Here is a 17,348-nt window from a genome sequence, read left to right on the forward strand (position 1 = left end):
TGGTTTTATCCCACTATCGGTTAAAGTTAATGAGGTTGGCTAATACAAATTGTCACAACAAGCGTCACTTAGGGAGAGACAAGACAACCCTCGTCAGTCAACAAGAATAAACAATCAATGTTATCTCACCAAATGAATCCCCCTCTAACGCTAGAAATGGCGACTCATAGCTCATTAAGTCAATGTATGGGGGCTGCGGCAGACGTGTCGCTGGAAGTAAAGCCTGACATAGGCAGCCTCAAGTTTTCAATAGCTTAGCTAAAAGATATAACCAGAGTCTGACAAATTGAAACAACGCTTGGTGACTATAATGATAAAGCAGGTCGAAGCACCACAACCTCGTTGGCCGTAGACCATAGCAAAACAACAGTTAATTAAATTTTTCCACCGCTCTGCATTTAGGAAAGCTCGAGCAACCCCAAAATTTAGAGCCCGCATTTTGGCCTTTTTTAGCTTCACGTAACACCATATCTGATCCACATTTTATGCAAAGCTTGTCGGTAGTTTTTTGCTTAATGATTTCTTTAACATGCGCTTTATGGGCTTGGTTTGTTGAAAACCCTCGCGCTAAGCGACCTGATTCAATATTGTTGATGATATCTAAAACTTGCTGCTGATTCAGTAGTTCAGCAGAGTGTGAACGAATGTATGATAAGCAACCACTTGCATAAGTGACATTCTCCGGCATCTCTGTTTTAAATTGACTATCACCGATAAATACAACAACCGAAAAGAGTGCATCAATATTGATATTAAGCAGCGCTTCTAGTGTCTTTAGATGCTTATAATTTTGATGGATTGGATTTTGAAATTGAGATGAGTATTTAAATATTTTCTGTGTCCACAGTTTTTGGTTAGCAGAGCCAAAAATCCAGCCTTTCATGTTTTTTGTTTCAATAATGAACACACCAAATTTAGATACAACAATATGATCAATTTGAGTGGTACCATTGTCAGTTGGCAGGGTAATATTTTTAAGTCTGCGATACTCGTTATGCGGTAACCTCTTGAGTATCAAATTGACCTGAAACTCACCCCAAAGACCTTTAAACCAAGGTGTTGTGGTGATATAGGTCAATAAAATAACAGGGAATATATACCAAACGTTGAGAGCAGCATTCATTAAGATTTCAATTAAATCCACAGCAACATCCTTATTGTTAACGCCTAATCGCTGCTATTTCAACACCACTATTTCATCGCGGCTTTCACGTACACATCAAAGCGATTCTTTTTAGTCGCGATAACCATACTGGGTTTTACCCGGGCAAGGTCTTCGGCATAATCGGGGCGTTTTACCACTACGCGCTTGCTGGCCAGTGCCATTGCCGGCGCTAACAAGCCGTCGGCGTCGAGGTCGGCACCCACTAAGGTTTGAAATACGCGCATTTCTTTTTTGACTAAGGCTGACTTTTCGCGATGTGGGTACATTGGGTCTAAATACACTACGTCTATTTCGGTACCTGATGACTGCGCAGCATCAGCTAATGCATCCAAGCTTGAACCATGAAACAGACTCATTAAATCCTGCATCCACCCGCCAATTTCGGCGTCTTCATAGGCGCGGCGCAGGCCATCTTCTAATAGTGCAGCAACCACAGGGTGGCGCTCAACCATAATCACTTTGCAGCCCAGGCTTGCCAATACAAATGCATCGCGGCCTAAACCTGCTGTGCCATCGACAACCGTTGGCGTTACACCTTGTTTTAACCCAACCGCTTTGGCGATAGACTGCCCGCGCCCACCACCAAATTTGCGCCGGTGTGCCACAGCACCTGAGACAAAATCAACGTTAATACCATCTAATTTGGGTTCATCTCGTTTGTACAAACTCAAACAGTTTTGCTCAAAGCGCAATTCAAATGCGGCGTCTTTGTCCCACACGAGTTGCCAGCGAGTAGCGATATCCACCAATGTTGGGTACTGCTGATTAAAAAAGATAGGTGTCTGCAACAAGATAAATACCATGCCAAAATAAAAACTACCTCATTATGCCAAAAGCCATCACCAGTGAATACCTATACCTCACGCCTGAGAAAACTTATAATGATGGTATTACACAGTTTTTACTGTTCATTCGTTAATGGAAACGCCCATGCTTAGTTATCGCCACGGTTACCATGCAGGCAATTATGCCGATGTACTTAAACATTCAATGCTCATCCAAGCATTAAAAGCCATGCAGAAAAAAGAAAAACCTTATGTGTATATCGACACTCATGCAGGCGCTGGCGCGTATTCGTTAACGGATGAGTTTTCGCAAAAAACCGGCGAGTATTTAGAGGGCGTAGCCAAACTGTGGGAGCATGAAAACCTGCCTGTTGCCTTAGCCGATTATGTTGAAGCGGTACGCCACTTTAATGCTGAATATGACGGTGAGCTTAGAGTGTATCCAGGCTCGCCTGCATTTGTAGATGTAGAATTACGTCCGCAAGATCGCATGGTATTGCACGAGCTACACACAACCGACCATGAGTTACTTGAAAGTTACTTTATTCAAGACAAACAAGTAAAAGTGATTAATAACGATGGTTTAGCCGGATTAATTGCTGCCGTGCCGCCTTTAGAGCGTCGTGGGGTGATTTTAATTGACCCAAGTTATGAAATTAAAACCGATTATATTGATGTCGCAGAAACCCTGATTAAAGCCCATAAACGCTTTGCAACGGGTATTTTTATGTTGTGGTATCCGGTAGTAAAGCGCGAGCAAACAGAAGCCATGCTGACACTGCTTAAAAACAGCGGCATTAAAAAACAACTGCGTATTGAGCAAGCCATTCATGCAGATAGCGATGAATTTGGCATGACAGCTGCGGGTTTATGGATTATCAATCCGCCTTGGCAAATGGATGTTATGGCCAAAGAAGCACTCGAGTATTTAGCGCCATTGTTGGGCCATGCTGACGGCCACACAACAGTCAAATGGGAAGTTGGCGAGTAATCGATCCCTTACAAGATAATAAAAAGCCCGGTGCATGAATTGAACCGGGCTTTTTTATAGCGAACTTAAATCATTACTTAACCTCAACTCTGGATAAGAGATGTATTGATAACGATATAAATCAATAGATTGACTAAAATCCACTGTCAAGCTTGTGATTTGTTTTGCTAACAAGGCGAATTAACGCGTCAATAGCTAGCCTATTGCAAGTTAATTCAACGCAGTGAGGAAGGCAAAGGACTGCTTGAAAGGCGTTTGTTATCCAGAGCTGAGGTTACTTAAAAAACGCGCCTGCCGCCCCAGGAAATACCACCGGGCTGACATTGCCATTAGCAGCAACACTTGCCACGCCAAATAAATAATTATCAATCACTAGGTTATCTAAAGTAAACCTATCAACCTTGCCCACATAGCGGCTGTGGGTCCACTCTGGCGCGGTCGTTGAGCGCCAATACACCCGATAACCTACTACCGTGTCATCAGTGCTTTTTTGCCAACTTAGCGTAGTACTGGGTGACACCTGACCTTCAATGCTCACCTTAGTAGGCGGCGCTGGTGCCCACGCCTGTGCGGCTAAACTAATTGCATTTAATGCGGTGAGTTTGGCGGTAAAGTCAAAATCGACCCCTTCAATCACATCACCGTAAGCAATGCCGTTTTCAACCCGAATATCTTGATGCTGGCGGTCGTAATGCTCGTTGGTTTCCATAATGCGCACCGCGGGTAAACCGGCTTGATTAAACGGTAAATGGTGCCCACCACGGCCAAATCGGTCGAGGCGATACACTAACATGACGTCAAGGTTCGTCATGTACTGGTCGGCTAATGATTTAATTTTACGGGCTAAATTACGTGAGGCAGAATCGTTTTCGCCGCCACTAAAATAACGCTCTTTTGCTTCGTCGGCGGTTTCGGCAAAGCGCACACCTTCCGAAAACACTCGCACACTGCTGTTATTGACCACGCCATTAATGCCGGCAATGTTGCCAATCATGTCGTTATTGAGCACAGCCTGCACTTGCCAGCCTTGTGCTTTGGCATAGTCGGCTAAAATATTGCCGCCGTATAAGCCTTGCTCTTCACCCGACAAGGCCGCGTACACTATGGTGCCGTTAAACTGATATTTTGATAACACCCGTGCAGCTTCTAATGCACCTGCCACACCGGAGGCATTGTCGTTTGCCCCTGGTGAAATAGAAGTGGCATCCAGCACGTCGGTAACACGCGAATCAATATCACCGCTCATCATCACCACACGCTTAGGATCTGTTTTACCGCGTTGAATCGCGATAACGTTGACCACTTCTGTTGGCTTGGCGATACGCTTGCCTTCAACCGTTTTGGCTACGGTAACAACCTCTAAACAACCACCACACTGTGTTGAAATTCGCTTAAATTCGGCTTCTATCCAGCGTCTTGCTGCGCCAATACCCTGGGTGTCTGACTGCGTGTCAGATAAGGTATGACGAGTGCCAAAATCAACCAGGGTACGAATATCTTGCTCAATGCGCTGCGCTTGTGGCGCGTTAGCAATGTCGTATAAGCGCATGTCTTCTTGCGATGGTGCAACTGATGTTGCTGAGGTTGCCGCCATAGCAGGAACCGTGGCCGCACCTAAAATTAATAACCCTGCTAGGCCCGCTAAACAGTAACCGCTCTTAGGGCTGAGTTTGACGCGCTTTGGCGCTGCTTTGTGGATAAAATACTTCATATGACCTCGATTAACTGGCTAATGCTTTTTGGTAGCGTTTGAATAATATTTTTACGCGCTTCACATAAGCTTGAGTTTCTGGGTATGGCGGAATGCCACGGTATTGGGTAACTGTGCTTGGGCCAGCATTGTATGCGGCACACGCTAGGTCTAAATCACCATTAAATTGGGCTAATAGCTGTGCTAAATAACGGCTACCACCACGAATATTTTGCTGGGCATTAAATGGATTGTCTACGCCCATGTCACTGGCGGTGCCGGGCATTAATTGCATTAAACCTTTGGCACCTGCTTTTGAAATTGCACTGGGTTTAAATGCCGACTCTGCATGAATCACGGCTCTAATTAAGGCCGGGTCTAATTGGTATTGCCGTGCGGCTAATGCCACATCACTAGCAAAGTGCGACGTAAATAACGGGATTTTGTACCAGTCAATGGTGGAGTCTGGTCGGCAGGCAAAGCACTCGTACAACAACACTTGATAGTCGGCATCTAAGGGTTGCTGATCGCTAAATACCATCACACCATTGGCCTGCTTGTATTGGTACACTTTGCGTTTTTCAACGCCAAGATCGCTCACAATGCCGTGTTCAGAATATTTGGCTCTAACAGTAGGTTTGCTTGGCACTGAACTCGATTGGCGTAATGGATAATCGTTAGTTAATACCCGGGTTTGCGGTTTTTCACCTACATAACCACCACTGTTAGACGATGATTGGCTCCCTAACGTAGATGCAGTTTGTTGCAATACATTAAAGGGCTCAAGGGTGGGCTGATTGTAAGTTGTGGGTGTATTGCTTTGTGTTGGCCCAATAGATAATTGTTTTTTTATATTGGGTTGCTCAGCAGTATATTTGGCTTTTATTTGTGGTTTTTCAACGTCTGACACTTCAGGATAAACCACTTGCTTAGCGTATGCCTGTTGGTTCACCGCCAGTATACCGGTGATCATGAGCGCCGACATATTACGCCACATCATCGGGTTATTCCTGCACTTGATCAAATATCGGCATTGGGGCAATACGCGCAAATTTAGCAACAGCCGAGCCCGGAAAAATTTTCACCCCGCTGTTAAGCTCTTCTACTGCTTGACGGTAAAAGTCTTCTGCGTGCACAAAGTCTAATTCTAGCTGAAGGTATTCTGCCAGCTTCTCTGCTGCCAGTTTGTCTTTGTTGACCGTTGACAATAACGACTCTAACCCCTGATCAATTTGCTGCCATGCGGCAATAGACACAGACAACGAACCACCAGCCACATTAGACTCTTCAATGGGTTGTTCCCAATCGTGTTGAGGTTGTAATTGCTTTAAATAGGCCAATTGCGCTTGCTGCTCGTCGGTTAATGGGTGCGGGTAAGCCTCACGCTCTTGGCACAGCTCAGTAAACAATGTCAGTCTTTTATCAATTTTAGAATCAATAACCTTGAGCGCTTCAATGGCTGAAGTACGCTTTTTAAGTAGGCTGGCATACCAAAGGTAAGCCAGAATAGCGGCTAAAGTGAGGCTAATAAGCAGCGCCTGCATGGTGTTTTCCTTTATTATTGTTATTCACTATCATAATCATAATTTAATCAAAAGTTCATCTTTATTGGTGATATCTTCACTAAAAAATAACCACATCCATGCTTACCTTACGCATACCAATGTTAAAAAACTGTTTTGATTAGGATCTTAATCATAACACAAATATCAACAGCCATCTGGTTGATATTTACACAGTTACATTTTTAATCATTATTTTTATCAACAACCTAAAGCAAAAATGCTAAGGTGTTTTTTTAAACACATTTTAAGTTTACTTTATTAAAATGAATCAATTAGCGCGATTTAAGTATCGTTTTATTAGCGTTAAACTAGGTTTTACGTGCTATATCCTTTTCTGGCCACATCACTGCCAAAAAAACCGATGACTATAGACACAAAAAAGCCCAGATATCTGGGCTTTTTACAGCTGGCTAACGATTAAATCGATTTTCTATCATCGTCAATCTTTTGCTCATCTTCTTCGGTTAGTTTTTCACGCTTACTAAAGATGCGCTCAACCACCACAAAGAATAACGGTACAAAGAAAATACCCAGGAAGGTCGATGACATCATCCCGCCCAGTACAGCTGTACCGATGGCGTTTTGACTGCCAGAGCCAACACCAGAACTAATGGCTAATGGCACCACACCTAAACCAAAGGCCAAGGACGTCATTAAAATTGGGCGTAAACGCACTCTTACAGCGTGCAGTGTTGCCTCAATTAAGCCCGAGCCTTTCTCAAAGTATTCTTTAGCAAACTCCACAATCAAGATGGCGTTTTTGGTTGCTAACCCAACTGTGGTTAATAAGCCAACCTGGAAGAATACGTCGTTAGGTAAACCGCGGCCATTCATGGCAAGCAGTGCCCCAATAATACCTAAGGGCACCACCAGAATAACCGATAACGGCACCGACCAACTCTCGTATAATGCCGCAAGTACCAAGAATACAATCAAGATAGACAGTGCGTATAAGCTCGGAGCCTGGTTACCAGACAACCGTTCTTCGTACGACAACCCATTCCACTCTAAACCAAAGCCTGGCGGCAATTGTTTGGCCATTTCTTCTAGCGCGTCCATTGCAGCACCAGTACTGAAACCTTGAGCGGTGGCGCCTTGAATATTAACCGCTGGCACACCGTTAAAGCGCTGTAATTGCGGCGAGCCTATTTGCCACTCACCCGAAGAAAACGCCGAAAACGGTACCATTTCACCCAGGCTATTACGCACATACCAGGTGTCTAGGTCGCTTGGCTGCATACGGTATTTTGCTTCACCTTGCACGTACACCTTTTTAACCCGGCCACGGTCAATAAAATCATTCACATAAGACCCACCCAACGCCGTTGCCATCACGCTATTCACATTATTAATATCAATGTCTAATGCACGCAGTTTGGCATGATCGATATTAATATGGTACATCGGCGCATCTTCTTGGCCGTTGGGTCTTACCCCCACTAAGTTAGGGTTTTGTGAGGCCATACCTAGCAACTGATTACGTGCCTCAATCAGCTTGTCATGACCTTGGCCATTTAAGTCTTTTAAGTACACATCAAAGCCTGTAGCGTTACCAAGCTCAATCACCGAGGGTGGCACAAATGCAAATACAAAGGCTTCTTTAATTTGCATAAAGCGTCCCATTGCACGCCCAGCTAACGATTGCACATCTTCGCCTGGTGCTTCACGGGTAGACCAATCTTTTAAGCTAACAAAGGCAATACCCATATTTTGACCAGAACCGGCAAAACTAAAACCTGCTACGGTAAATACAGAATTAACGATGTCTTTTTCCTCTGTGAGGTAATAGTCATTAATCTCTTTAAGTACGTTAACAGTGCTTTCCTGAGTTGCGTTTGTGGGCAAAATAGCCTGCGTAAATAAGATACCTTGGTCTTCATCGGGTAAAAATGCCGTTGGCATACGTAAGAAGATCCAACCCACCGCGATAACCAAACCAATGTAAATTAACATCACACGGAATGAGCGTTTTAAAATACTGCCAACGCTCGACTCATAACGCGAGGTCATTGCATCAAATTTGCGGTTAAACCAGCCAAAGAACCCGGTGTCTGCATGGGTATGGCCTTTTTTAATCGGTTTTAACATGGTGGCACATAATGCCGGTGTTAACACAATTGCCACAAACACAGATAAGGCCATTGCCGATACAATGGTAATGGAGAACTGGCGGTAAATAACCCCTGTCGACCCCGACATAAATGCCATAGGCACAAACACCGCAGACAGGGTTAAGCCAATACCCACCAGGGCACTGGTGATTTGGTCCATCGACTTGCGGGTAGCTTCTAGCGGACTTAAACCCTCTTCAGACATGACCCGCTCAACGTTTTCCACCACAACAATGGCGTCGTCCACCAGCAAACCAATGGCCAAAACCATGGCAAACATGGTTAAGGTATTAATGGTAAAGCCAGATGCCGATAACACTGCAAAGGTGCCAAGCAATACCACAGGAACCGCAATAGTGGGGATTAACGTAGCCCTAAAGTTTTGCAAAAACAGATACATAATTAAAAATACCAACACAATGGCTTCTAATAATGTATGCACAACACCTTCGATAGACTGTTCAACAAATGGCGTAGTGTCGTAGGGATAAACCACTTTAAGCCCTTGCGGGAAAAAGTCTTTCATCTCGTTAATTTTGGCTTTAATCCCTTCAGCGGTATCAAGCGCATTGGCACCGGTGGCTAAACTAAATGCCAAACCAGAAGCAGGCATTCCGTTGTAGTAAGAATCAACCGCGTAGCTTTCTGCGCCCAATTCGACTTTTGCCACGTCTTCAAGATACACATTCGCACCAGAAGAATCCGATTTTAGAATAATACGTCTAAATTGTTCAGGAGTTTGCAAACGACTTTGCGCAGTGATGGTCGCGTTAAGCTCTTGCCCTGCAACTGATGGCGCACCACCTAATTGCCCTGCCGATATTTGCGCATTTTGTTCACTAATGGCCGCGGTGACATCAATACTGGTTAAGTTGTACTGGGTTAGTTTTAGTGGGTCTAGCCATATACGCATCGCATACTGGGCACCAAAAAGTGTGATTTCCCCTACCCCTGCAACACGGCTCATAGGGTCTTGAATATTGGCCGCTACATAGTCTGCAATATCGCTTTTACCCATTGAGCCATCTTCAGACACAAAACCAAGTACCATTAAAAAGCCAGACGTCGACTTGTTAACCGTCACCCCCTGTTGCTGTACTTCAGCGGGCAATAGCGGCGTTGCAGCTTGCAGTTTGTTTTGCACCTGTACTTGAGCAATGTCGGGATCTGCTTCGGCATTAAAGGTTAAGGTAATTGATGCGTTACCAAAGCTGTCACTGGTGGACGAAATATACCGTAAGTGATCAAGCCCGGTCATACGCTGCTCAATCACCTGGGTTACCGTGTCTTCCATGGTTTTGGCCGAGGCACCCGGATAATATGCACTGATCACAACCGTTGGCGGCGCAATACTCGGATACTGGGCAATAGGTAAGCCTTTAATGGCCAACACCCCAGCAAGCATAATTAACAGTGAAATCACCCAGGCAAAAATAGGGCGATCAATAAAAAAGCGAGCCATAATATATCCCTATTTTTGTGGTTGGTCGGCCGTTAACACTTGCGGAGAAACCGGTGCACCTGGGCGGATTTTTTGCAACCCTTCGACAATAAGCTTATCGCCAACAGCTAGGCCATCCACAATTCGCCATTGGCTGCCAATCACTTCTGCCGTTGTGACAATACGCATTTCAGCGTTGCTGTCTTTATCTACAAGCATTGCCACCGCTTGGCCTTTATTGTTACGTGTAATGGCTCGCTGTGGCACTAATATCGCTTGAGGGTCTTGGCCTGCATTTAACTGTGCACGCACATACATGCCGGGTAATAAAGTGCCATCTGGATTTGGAAACTCTGCCCGCAATGTTACCGAACCTGTCGACTCGTCTACATTGACCTCAGCAAATTGCAGTGTGCCTTCATGTTCATACACACTGTCGTCTTCTAGTATTAACGTCACTTTAGCGTTATCACTTTTAATCAATTGCCCTGAGCGTAACTTAGCCTTTAAGCGCAGCAATTGCGCACTTGATTGAACAATGTCGACATTGATGGGATCAAGTTGCTGAATCGTCGCAAGCGTTGTTGCTTGATTCGCTGTCACTAACGCACCAGCAGTAACGGACGACTTACCAATTCGGCCTGAAATAGGCGCTTTTACCTCGGTGTATTCAAGGTTAATTTTGGCAGTGTTAATCGCGGCTTTAGCCACAGTCACCGCAGCCTGAGCTTCTTTATAGGCGGCTTCGGTTTCGTCAAAGTCTTGCTTACTCACCGCATTGGTTTTGACCAATTTGGCATAGCGATCCGCTTTGGCTTTTGCCGAGGCTAACGAGGCATTGGCACTGGCGAGGTCGGCTTCTGCACTGACTAATGCGGCCTTGTATGTGGCCGAATCAATTTGATACAGCGATTGGCCCTGGGTCACTTCACTGCCTTCAATAAAGGCGCGCTTGGTAATAATGCCTGACACCTGAGGGCGTACTTCGGCTTCTAAAAAAGCACGGCTACGACCAGGTAACTCAACAGTAATGGCCTGTGATACGGCTTCAACTGTCATAACACCTACAGGAGTAGGAGGTTGCTGCTGTTGCGCTTGAGCGGCATCCTCTGCTTTGCCACAAGCGGTAATCCATATTGCCGCAGATATCACCGCAGCGACTTTTAATGCTTTATGCATGTGTGCTCCTACTCCAAATTTTTGTTCAATATGGCATTCTCAACCGTGAGGCGCGCATCTGAAATAATTAAAATCAAACTGTTACATTTTCTGTATTCTTTATCGCACAAGTATAAAATTCAAACAACACAGACTGATGCTATAAATTGTAAATAAATAATAAGCTTAGGTTATAATTTGGTTTTTTGTTGATGGTTTGTTAATAGACACATTAGTCATTAAACAAAGTAATACAATCGACTCACTTATCGACACCCATACAAATTGACCAACTCAAGCTCTGTGGGCCACAGAAACAAGCCACATTATCAGCATAATTTACTGGCTGTTCGTGACAACCTCATTTAATTCAACCATCTTTGGTGAATGCACACCTGGTTCACTCGCTTTGGTGGCTGCATTGGGCATCATCTCTTGCCACCAACGCTCACTTGCTTGAGGGTTCGCTAACAAAACCGCTTGGCCAAATTTAGGGGTTAATAGGTTAACGCCATGCTGTTTTGCAAGCTCACTAATACGTTCAAAAGGTTCAAACCAGTCATGCAATGCAAGATCAAATGTACCGTTATGTACAGGTAACATTGCGCCGGCATTCACATCAATATGTGCCTGCAAGCTCTGCTCTGGCAACATGTGAATATCGCTCCATAATTCATTATAGGCGCCCGTTTCAATCATGCTCACATCAAAAGGCCCATATCGCTCGCCAATGTCTTTAAAGCCACCAAAATAGCCACTGTCGCCGCTATAAAAAATCTTATGGTGCAAACCTTGAATAACCCAACTGGCCCACAATGTGTGGTCTCGGTCGAGTAAACCTCGGCCAGAGAAATGCTGCGCAGGGGTGGCAGTAATGCTTAGCCCATTTAACTCAACCGATTGCCACCACTCAAGTTCAGTGATCTGAATAGGTTCAACACCCCATGCGGTTAAATATTCGCCCACTTTTAGTGGCGTAACAAAGTGCTGCACTTTGCCTGCTAATTGTTCAATGGCGGCTTTATCGAGGTGATCATAATGATCATGGCTAATGATGACGGCTTTTATTGCCGGTAAATCTGCAATACTGATAGGAGACTCATGGAAGCGCTTTGGCCCAGCCCATTGCACAGGCGATGCACGTTCGCTAAATACCGGATCGATTAATACGTACTCGCCATCTAAGCGCATTAATATTGTTGAATGGCCTAAACGATATATCGCATCGTCTTGCGTTTGCGCGAGGATGTCTTGAGTTAAGGTCATTAATGGTACAGCATCTACTGGAGCAGGCGCTTGGCGCTGGGTGTTCCAATAAGCTTTAGCTATCGGCCATAAACTGCTTAATCCCGCCTGGTAGGCTTTTTCACTATTCGTGAACGGCTTGCCTTTATTGGCAGTTGACCATGTTTTAGTGAGCCACACAATGGCAACTAACAGTACAAATCCAACAATAACACCAGCTAATATTTTCATTTTGACACCAATAAAGTAAACTACACGGTGTAGTTTAATAATCTCCCATTGAAAAGTAAACTACTCAGTGTAAAATCTCTTTCATAAACTCGATACTGTGCTGACCATGACTCAAGAAAAACAAACGCGTAGCCAAATTAAACGTGCGGCCATTATTGAAGCCGCCAGAACAACCTTTAAAGCATTAGGGGTTACAGCGACGAGCATGGACAAATTAGCCGAAGAGGCTGGCGTGTCTAAACGCACGGTATACAACCACTTCGCGACCAAAGAAGCATTAGTGATGACCTTAATGACCGACTTATGGAAAAAAGCGTTGTCGCACCCTTCTGAGCCTTATCACCCAAACAAGCCATTGGCGCCGCAGTTACAACAATTAGTCCGCGATGATATTGAATATATTCAGTCAGAAGAACACATTGAAGTGTCAAGAATGGTGATTGGTCATTTGTTTTATGCATCTGAAATGCAAAAAGAAATAAAAAAGATCATCAAAGAAGAAAACGCCATTTCACGCTGGATTAAAGCAGCCAACAAAGATGGTCGAATCAATGTTGACGACATTGAACAGGCTCAGGACCAAGTGCACAGTTTAATTAAAGGCCAATGTTTTTGGCCATTAATCTTTCAAATGAACGAGCCTTTTACTGACAAAGAAAAAGATCAGCATGCCGCTGAAATCGTGAAGGTCTTTTTGTGTCGCTATCAAACATGATAGCCACTACACCCGATTGTCACCCACACCCAATGAAATCGTACGGCTAATTTGCGCCAAACTCATGCCAGACTCTTGTTGCCACTGATTAAACGCCGCTTGCGTTTGGCGCAGTGCTGTTTGCGAGGTAAAGCCAGCATCCACCACTTTATGCGCAGTTAAATATGACTGCACATCTTGGCTAAGTAAAAAGGTGTCTTTGCCAATCGCGCGCAAAAAGTATGGCCCAGTGTTGCCGCCCAAACGTGCACCACGTTTTTTAAGCACTTGCCATAATCCGGTAATGTTATCTGTTGGCCAATTGGCAATAAATTCAGCAAAGCTGCCGTGTTCTGCACTGATTTGCTGGATCATGTAGGCATTATCGACAATGGCCTGGGTTTTCTTTTGGTGGCGAATAAGGGCCGGATCGCTAGCGCGCTGCTGAATTTGATCGGGTGACAGCATTAATACTTTCATCGGCACAAAGTCAAAAAAGGCTTGTTCGTAAGCTGACCATTTATTATCGACCACTCGCCACACAAAACCACTTTGAAACACACGTTTACTCATCACAGAAAGCAATTGTGCATCAGAATACTCACAGATTTCAGCGGCGCTGAGTGTGTCTGGTAGCAGCGACTTGACGATTGCAGGCCCGCCTTTACGTTCGCAAGCGCGCGCCCAAATATCACTGAATGTTTCTAATGCCACCTTGTCACTCCTATTACCTAATCAATCTATTACCTAATCAACCTAGGCTTGCTAATACGGCAAACTCAGGTTGATTGATCTGTATAGATAAATATTGATACCAACAATCAATCCTGGTTATGTATTACACTCTTTTTTGAGCTGTAAAAATTGTTTCCACTTAACCACTTCGGCCGGTAGTTCTGGCGTGTCACCCGTGTAACCCGCTGCTGCAATTAAGGTTTCGATAGGCACTTGCTTACCACGGCACACAAATACCCCACGTACATGGGCAATACAATGCAAGCCACGTGCGGTCACGATACGGTGCTCAATGTAAAAATATTTTTCATCCCAACCAACAATTTTGGTTTCAATAGTAAACTTTTCAAACGGTTTAATATCGCGGATGTACGTAAACTCGGCGGCGTTCACGATTGGCAGCCATTTATTCTTTAAAAACTGCTTCATTAAACCGATTTCGGCAATCATGTAGGTACGGGCTAAATCCATAAAAGCCGGGTAACGCGAATTGGTTAAATGTAAGTTGATGTCGCAATCTAACGGTAAAACGCGATAATTAATTTTACTGGTGCCTAAAAAATCAATACGCTTGCAATGGCCTATTCGCCATAAAAACAACAACGCAAAACGAAAATACAGATTCATCTACCACTACTCCTATTGTTAGCGCGACAGGCTAACAAAGGTCATACCAGTGAGCAAGAAGCTTTATTATCTTTATACCGATTGGCGAATGCGCAAGGCTATGCAACACGGTATTTTGTTACTCTTTTTGCGACTCACACCCTTTTAATCTCACTCTTAACTGATTACCATAGCAACGCAATTTCTACTTACTGGCAAATAAGCCAATAAGCTGAAATAAACGCAAACAAGATTATTTATAATTCTCAGGGCGGGGCGCAATTCCCCACCGGCGGTAAACTTGAAAAAGTAAGCCCGCGAGCGCTCGATTCGTCGAGGTCAGCAGATCTGGTGACTTAGTATTACCTTAACGTAATCACTAACAGTCCAGAGCCGACGGTTATAGTCCGGATGAGAGAGAATAGAGAGACATCAATTAGCCTCGGCTTTTTGGTGCAATTTGTTTTGGATTAATATCCCTCTTTACAAGCCCTGATTCTGGTCATTTTAGGAGTACAACCATGAATCAGCTATCACTACTTGCCGAATTTGGCGAACCCATCACCCGTGTCGAAAATGCCCTTGCAGCGCTTAGAGAAGGCCGCGGCGTTTTGTTACTCGACGATGAAGATCGCGAAAACGAAGGCGACATTATTTATTCAGTTGAGCACTTAACCACAGCGCAAATGGCATTAATGATCCGCGAATGCAGCGGCATTGTGTGTTTATGTTTAACCGACGAGCACGCCAATAAGCTTGAGTTACCACCTATGGTGACCAACAACAACAGTGCCAACCAAACCGCGTTTACTGTGTCGATTGAAGCTAAAGAAGGCGTAACAACGGGCGTGTCTGCACAAGACCGTGTGACCACCATAAAAACCGCCGCTAACCGCAATGCTAAACCATCTGATTTAGCCCGCCCAGGGCATGTATTTCCGCTACGCGCTCGCGCAGGCGGTGTATTGTCTCGTCGCGGTCACACTGAAGGTACGGTTGATTTAATGCAAATGGCCGGCTTAATGCCAGCAGGCGTGTTGTGTGAACTGACCAACGAAGATGGCAGCATGGCTAAAACGCCAGAAATCGTCGCCTTTGGTTTAAAGCACAATATGCCCGTACTCACCATCGAAGACATGGTGATGTACCGCAACCAGTATGATTTGAAGTTAGCATAAGTTGTTGCTCAAAGCGTAACAACTGTTAACCAAACGAAGAGGCGCATTGCGCCTCTTTTTTATGTCGATTTTTCAGCTCAAATCAAAGCTCGGTAATAAAGTCTTGATACTGCTGCATGGTGGTTACATCATCTAACATGCCCTGATGACCGACATTGGGCACCATAATTAACTGTTTGTTAGCAGACTTGCTTGCGGCAAACAGTTTTTCAGCAAGTGCTGGCGGCACTTCTTTATCATCTTCTGCGGCAATCACCAATAATGGGCCAGAATATGATTGTGCAACAACTTGTTGATTATCGATATTACGAAAGTCTTGGGGCATTTCTAGGGTCATAAACGGTGCCATATACCAAGGTGTTTTTTCATCGACCCAATCGTCGGCATTGGTGGCCGAACCTTGCAACACGAGTGCATCGACTTTGTTATTTCGGGCTAAATCGGCGGCAATAAAACTGCCTAACGAGTAACCGTGCAAGATAATTTTTTCTGGTTGGAAGTGCTGCTGTAAGTAGTCCAGTTGTTGCTGTGCATCCGAGAGAATATTTTTAATCTGCGGCTTGCCTTCACTGGCGCCAATGCCACGGCGATCCATGACTAAAATATCAGTATTCAGTGTCGACAACGTGGTTAAGGCTGATAAACAATGGGGTTGAATCTTCATACCATTGCCCTGGTAAAACACTAAGGTTGTGTTGCTGTTTGGGTTGTCGATAAAAAAACCATTCAGCTTAACGTGATCGCTCGCCTCTAGGCTCAGTGGGATAATGGCATTATTTGGCATGGCTAGCTGCAATGCTTGCGTAAACTCAGTGCTAAAGGCCACTGGCGCTTTATCATGGGCAATAAAACTCGCTTCAGTTAAGCGCACCGTACAGCCAGAAATAATCAACATCGCCGTGCTAATCATCACTACTGTAATAAATTGTTTTACTGTATTTTGCATATTATTGTCCTTAATTATTGATCTTCCTTGTGGATTAAAATATCCCCTGGCGAGCATTGTAAGTGCTGGCAAATGGCGTCGAGCGTTGAAAACCGAATCGCTTTCGCACGGCCACTGCGTAATACCGATAAATTTTGCGGTGTAATACCCACTAACTCAGCCAGTTCTGTTGACTTCATTTTGCGCTTGGCCAGCATGACGTCTAGCTCAATAATAATGGCCATTAAATGGTTAACTCCGCTTCTTCTTGCAGCTCTGTCGCGTGCTTCATCACCCATGCGACGCAGTAAAACACCATCCCAAACAATGCGTATTTGAGCTCCTGACTACCTAGGCTAAAGTACATAGGAACCGCACTTGAAATGCCGCTAAAATGCAAGGTAGAAGCAACAAGCATTGGGTAAAAAAGGCTGAGTAAAATCCACGCTAAAAACACCAAAGCAATATGGCTTAAACAGCGAAAATTAGCCGCAGTGAACACCTGCCCTTGTTGATACAAACCAAACAGTTGATACAGAAAATAATAAATAAACAGGTAAGGCAGTATTTCAACGCTCCCCAAAATGAGCCCCGGATGAAAACCCGCATCATAAAGGCGTTGTGCAAGCGCTTGCCATGGAGAGCCAAAATCGACCGCAAGGTAACTGCTAAACCAGCCCCACCAGTCAATGGTGAGGACATATTCGCCCGCTTGAAACTCGCCAAACATCATGGCGCCGCAATAACTACTGACTTGTAATAGAGCTAATAAAACGATGAGTAATTTAATCCATTTACTGAGCGAGACAATTCTATCCATGGTGGTTC

15 protein-coding genes, 1 pseudogene and 1 riboswitch are annotated in these 17,348 nt (G+C 44.6%); of the genes and pseudogenes, 3 read left to right on the forward strand and 13 right to left on the reverse strand.

Annotated elements, in window-relative coordinates; genetic code table 11:
* Positions 1 to 370 precede the first annotated feature (370 nt).
* Positions 371 to 1,144 carry a nuclease-related domain-containing protein gene (locus L2703_RS01155; protein WP_248969318.1) on the reverse strand — a complete coding sequence of 258 codons (774 nt, stop codon included), beginning with the start codon at positions 1,142 to 1,144 and terminating at the stop codon, positions 371 to 373.
* Between the two features lie 47 nt (positions 1,145 to 1,191).
* Positions 1,192 to 1,968 (reverse strand): class I SAM-dependent methyltransferase, encoded by a 777-nt coding sequence (locus L2703_RS01160; protein WP_248969319.1) that lies wholly within the window; start codon positions 1,966 to 1,968, stop codon positions 1,192 to 1,194.
* Positions 1,969 to 2,095: 127 nt separating this feature from the next.
* On the opposite strand from L2703_RS01160, the gene L2703_RS01165 reads away from it, so the two are divergent.
* Positions 2,096 to 2,941 (forward strand): 23S rRNA (adenine(2030)-N(6))-methyltransferase RlmJ, encoded by an 846-nt coding sequence (locus L2703_RS01165; RefSeq protein ID WP_248969320.1) that lies wholly within the window; start codon positions 2,096 to 2,098, stop codon positions 2,939 to 2,941.
* Between the two features lie 274 nt (positions 2,942 to 3,215).
* Here L2703_RS01165 and L2703_RS01170 read toward each other — a convergent pair whose 3' ends face one another.
* The 6 genes and pseudogenes from L2703_RS01170 to L2703_RS01195 all read right to left on the reverse strand — a co-directional run bounded on the left by L2703_RS01170 (position 3,216) and on the right by L2703_RS01195 (position 12,382).
* Positions 3,216 to 4,535 (reverse strand): M28 family peptidase, encoded by a 1,320-nt coding sequence (locus tag L2703_RS01170; protein ID WP_248969446.1) that lies wholly within the window; start codon positions 4,533 to 4,535, stop codon positions 3,216 to 3,218.
* Positions 4,536 to 4,662: 127 nt separating this feature from the next.
* A pseudogene (locus tag L2703_RS01175) lies at positions 4,663 to 5,292 on the reverse strand (lytic transglycosylase domain-containing protein); the annotation flags it as partial.
* Between the two features lie 343 nt (positions 5,293 to 5,635).
* Positions 5,636 to 6,175 carry a hypothetical protein gene (locus tag L2703_RS01180; protein ID WP_248969321.1) on the reverse strand — a complete coding sequence of 180 codons (540 nt, stop codon included), beginning with the start codon at positions 6,173 to 6,175 and terminating at the stop codon, positions 5,636 to 5,638.
* Positions 6,176 to 6,613: 438 nt separating this feature from the next.
* Positions 6,614 to 9,769 (reverse strand): efflux RND transporter permease subunit, encoded by a 3,156-nt coding sequence (locus L2703_RS01185; protein WP_248969322.1) that lies wholly within the window; start codon positions 9,767 to 9,769, stop codon positions 6,614 to 6,616.
* Positions 9,770 to 9,778: 9 nt separating this feature from the next.
* Positions 9,779 to 10,927, reverse strand: coding sequence for an efflux RND transporter periplasmic adaptor subunit (locus tag L2703_RS01190; protein WP_248969323.1), 1,149 nt, complete (start codon positions 10,925 to 10,927; stop codon positions 9,779 to 9,781).
* 318 nt (positions 10,928 to 11,245) lie between these two features.
* Complete coding sequence (locus L2703_RS01195) at positions 11,246 to 12,382, reverse strand: MBL fold metallo-hydrolase (RefSeq protein WP_248969324.1); 1,137 nt, start codon at positions 12,380 to 12,382, stop codon at positions 11,246 to 11,248.
* A gap of 106 nt (positions 12,383 to 12,488) precedes the next feature.
* Between L2703_RS01195 and L2703_RS01200 the strand changes: the two genes are divergently transcribed.
* Positions 12,489 to 13,097 carry a TetR/AcrR family transcriptional regulator gene (locus tag L2703_RS01200; RefSeq protein ID WP_248969325.1) on the forward strand — a complete coding sequence of 203 codons (609 nt, stop codon included), beginning with the start codon at positions 12,489 to 12,491 and terminating at the stop codon, positions 13,095 to 13,097.
* A gap of 6 nt (positions 13,098 to 13,103) precedes the next feature.
* On the opposite strand, the gene L2703_RS01205 is transcribed toward L2703_RS01200, so the two are convergent.
* Both L2703_RS01205 and L2703_RS01210 read right to left on the reverse strand, forming a co-directional pair.
* On the reverse strand, positions 13,104 to 13,790 hold the full coding sequence (locus L2703_RS01205; protein ID WP_248969326.1) for a DNA-3-methyladenine glycosylase I: 687 nt from the start codon (positions 13,788 to 13,790) through the stop codon (positions 13,104 to 13,106).
* A 117-nt stretch (positions 13,791 to 13,907) separates the two neighbouring features.
* Entirely contained in the window at positions 13,908 to 14,438 is a 531-nt protein-coding gene (locus L2703_RS01210; protein ID WP_248969327.1) for a thioesterase family protein, read from the reverse strand.
* Positions 14,439 to 14,675: 237 nt separating this feature from the next.
* A riboswitch (FMN riboswitch) is annotated at positions 14,676 to 14,844 on the forward strand.
* Between the two features lie 94 nt (positions 14,845 to 14,938).
* On the opposite strand from L2703_RS01210, the gene ribB reads away from it, so the two are divergent.
* Entirely contained in the window at positions 14,939 to 15,595 is a 657-nt protein-coding gene (gene ribB, locus L2703_RS01215; RefSeq protein ID WP_248969328.1) for a 3,4-dihydroxy-2-butanone-4-phosphate synthase, read from the forward strand.
* Between the two features lie 82 nt (positions 15,596 to 15,677).
* On the opposite strand, the gene L2703_RS01220 is transcribed toward ribB, so the two are convergent.
* The 3 genes from L2703_RS01220 to L2703_RS01230 are packed head-to-tail and all read right to left on the reverse strand — an operon-like array spanning position 15,678 to position 17,340.
* Positions 15,678 to 16,541, reverse strand: coding sequence for an alpha/beta hydrolase (locus tag L2703_RS01220; RefSeq protein WP_248969329.1), 864 nt, complete (start codon positions 16,539 to 16,541; stop codon positions 15,678 to 15,680).
* A gap of 14 nt (positions 16,542 to 16,555) precedes the next feature.
* On the reverse strand, positions 16,556 to 16,765 hold the full coding sequence (locus L2703_RS01225) for a helix-turn-helix domain-containing protein (RefSeq protein ID WP_160052104.1): 210 nt from the start codon (positions 16,763 to 16,765) through the stop codon (positions 16,556 to 16,558).
* Positions 16,765 to 17,340, reverse strand: coding sequence for a DUF2975 domain-containing protein (locus tag L2703_RS01230; RefSeq protein ID WP_248969330.1), 576 nt, complete (start codon positions 17,338 to 17,340; stop codon positions 16,765 to 16,767). The genes L2703_RS01225 and L2703_RS01230 overlap by 1 nt, the downstream gene beginning before the upstream one ends.
* Positions 17,341 to 17,348 lie beyond the last annotated feature (8 nt).

The organism is Shewanella basaltis (genome assembly GCF_023283885.1).
In the GTDB taxonomy this organism is placed as follows: Bacteria; Pseudomonadota; Gammaproteobacteria; order Enterobacterales; family Shewanellaceae; genus Shewanella; species Shewanella basaltis.

Coding starts and splice junctions, on each gene's coding strand:
- L2703_RS01165 (WP_248969320.1), top strand. CDS start 2,096: ATGCTTAGTTATCGCCACGGTTACCATGCAGGCAATTATGCCGATGTA.
- L2703_RS01190 (WP_248969323.1), bottom strand. CDS start 10,927: ATGCATAAAGCATTAAAAGTCGCTGCGGTGATATCTGCGGCAATATGG.
- L2703_RS01160 (WP_248969319.1), bottom strand. CDS start 1,968: ATGGTATTTATCTTGTTGCAGACACCTATCTTTTTTAATCAGCAGTAC.
- L2703_RS01220 (WP_248969329.1), bottom strand. CDS start 16,541: ATGCAAAATACAGTAAAACAATTTATTACAGTAGTGATGATTAGCACG.
- ribB (WP_248969328.1), top strand. CDS start 14,939: ATGAATCAGCTATCACTACTTGCCGAATTTGGCGAACCCATCACCCGT.
- L2703_RS01180 (WP_248969321.1), bottom strand. CDS start 6,175: ATGCAGGCGCTGCTTATTAGCCTCACTTTAGCCGCTATTCTGGCTTAC.
- L2703_RS01225 (WP_160052104.1), bottom strand. CDS start 16,765: ATGGCCATTATTATTGAGCTAGACGTCATGCTGGCCAAGCGCAAAATG.
- L2703_RS01195 (WP_248969324.1), bottom strand. CDS start 12,382: ATGAAAATATTAGCTGGTGTTATTGTTGGATTTGTACTGTTAGTTGCC.
- L2703_RS01170 (WP_248969446.1), bottom strand. CDS start 4,535: ATGGCGGCAACCTCAGCAACATCAGTTGCACCATCGCAAGAAGACATG.
- L2703_RS01230 (WP_248969330.1), bottom strand. CDS start 17,340: ATGGATAGAATTGTCTCGCTCAGTAAATGGATTAAATTACTCATCGTT.
- L2703_RS01185 (WP_248969322.1), bottom strand. CDS start 9,769: ATGGCTCGCTTTTTTATTGATCGCCCTATTTTTGCCTGGGTGATTTCA.
- L2703_RS01200 (WP_248969325.1), top strand. CDS start 12,489: ATGACTCAAGAAAAACAAACGCGTAGCCAAATTAAACGTGCGGCCATT.
- L2703_RS01210 (WP_248969327.1), bottom strand. CDS start 14,438: ATGAATCTGTATTTTCGTTTTGCGTTGTTGTTTTTATGGCGAATAGGC.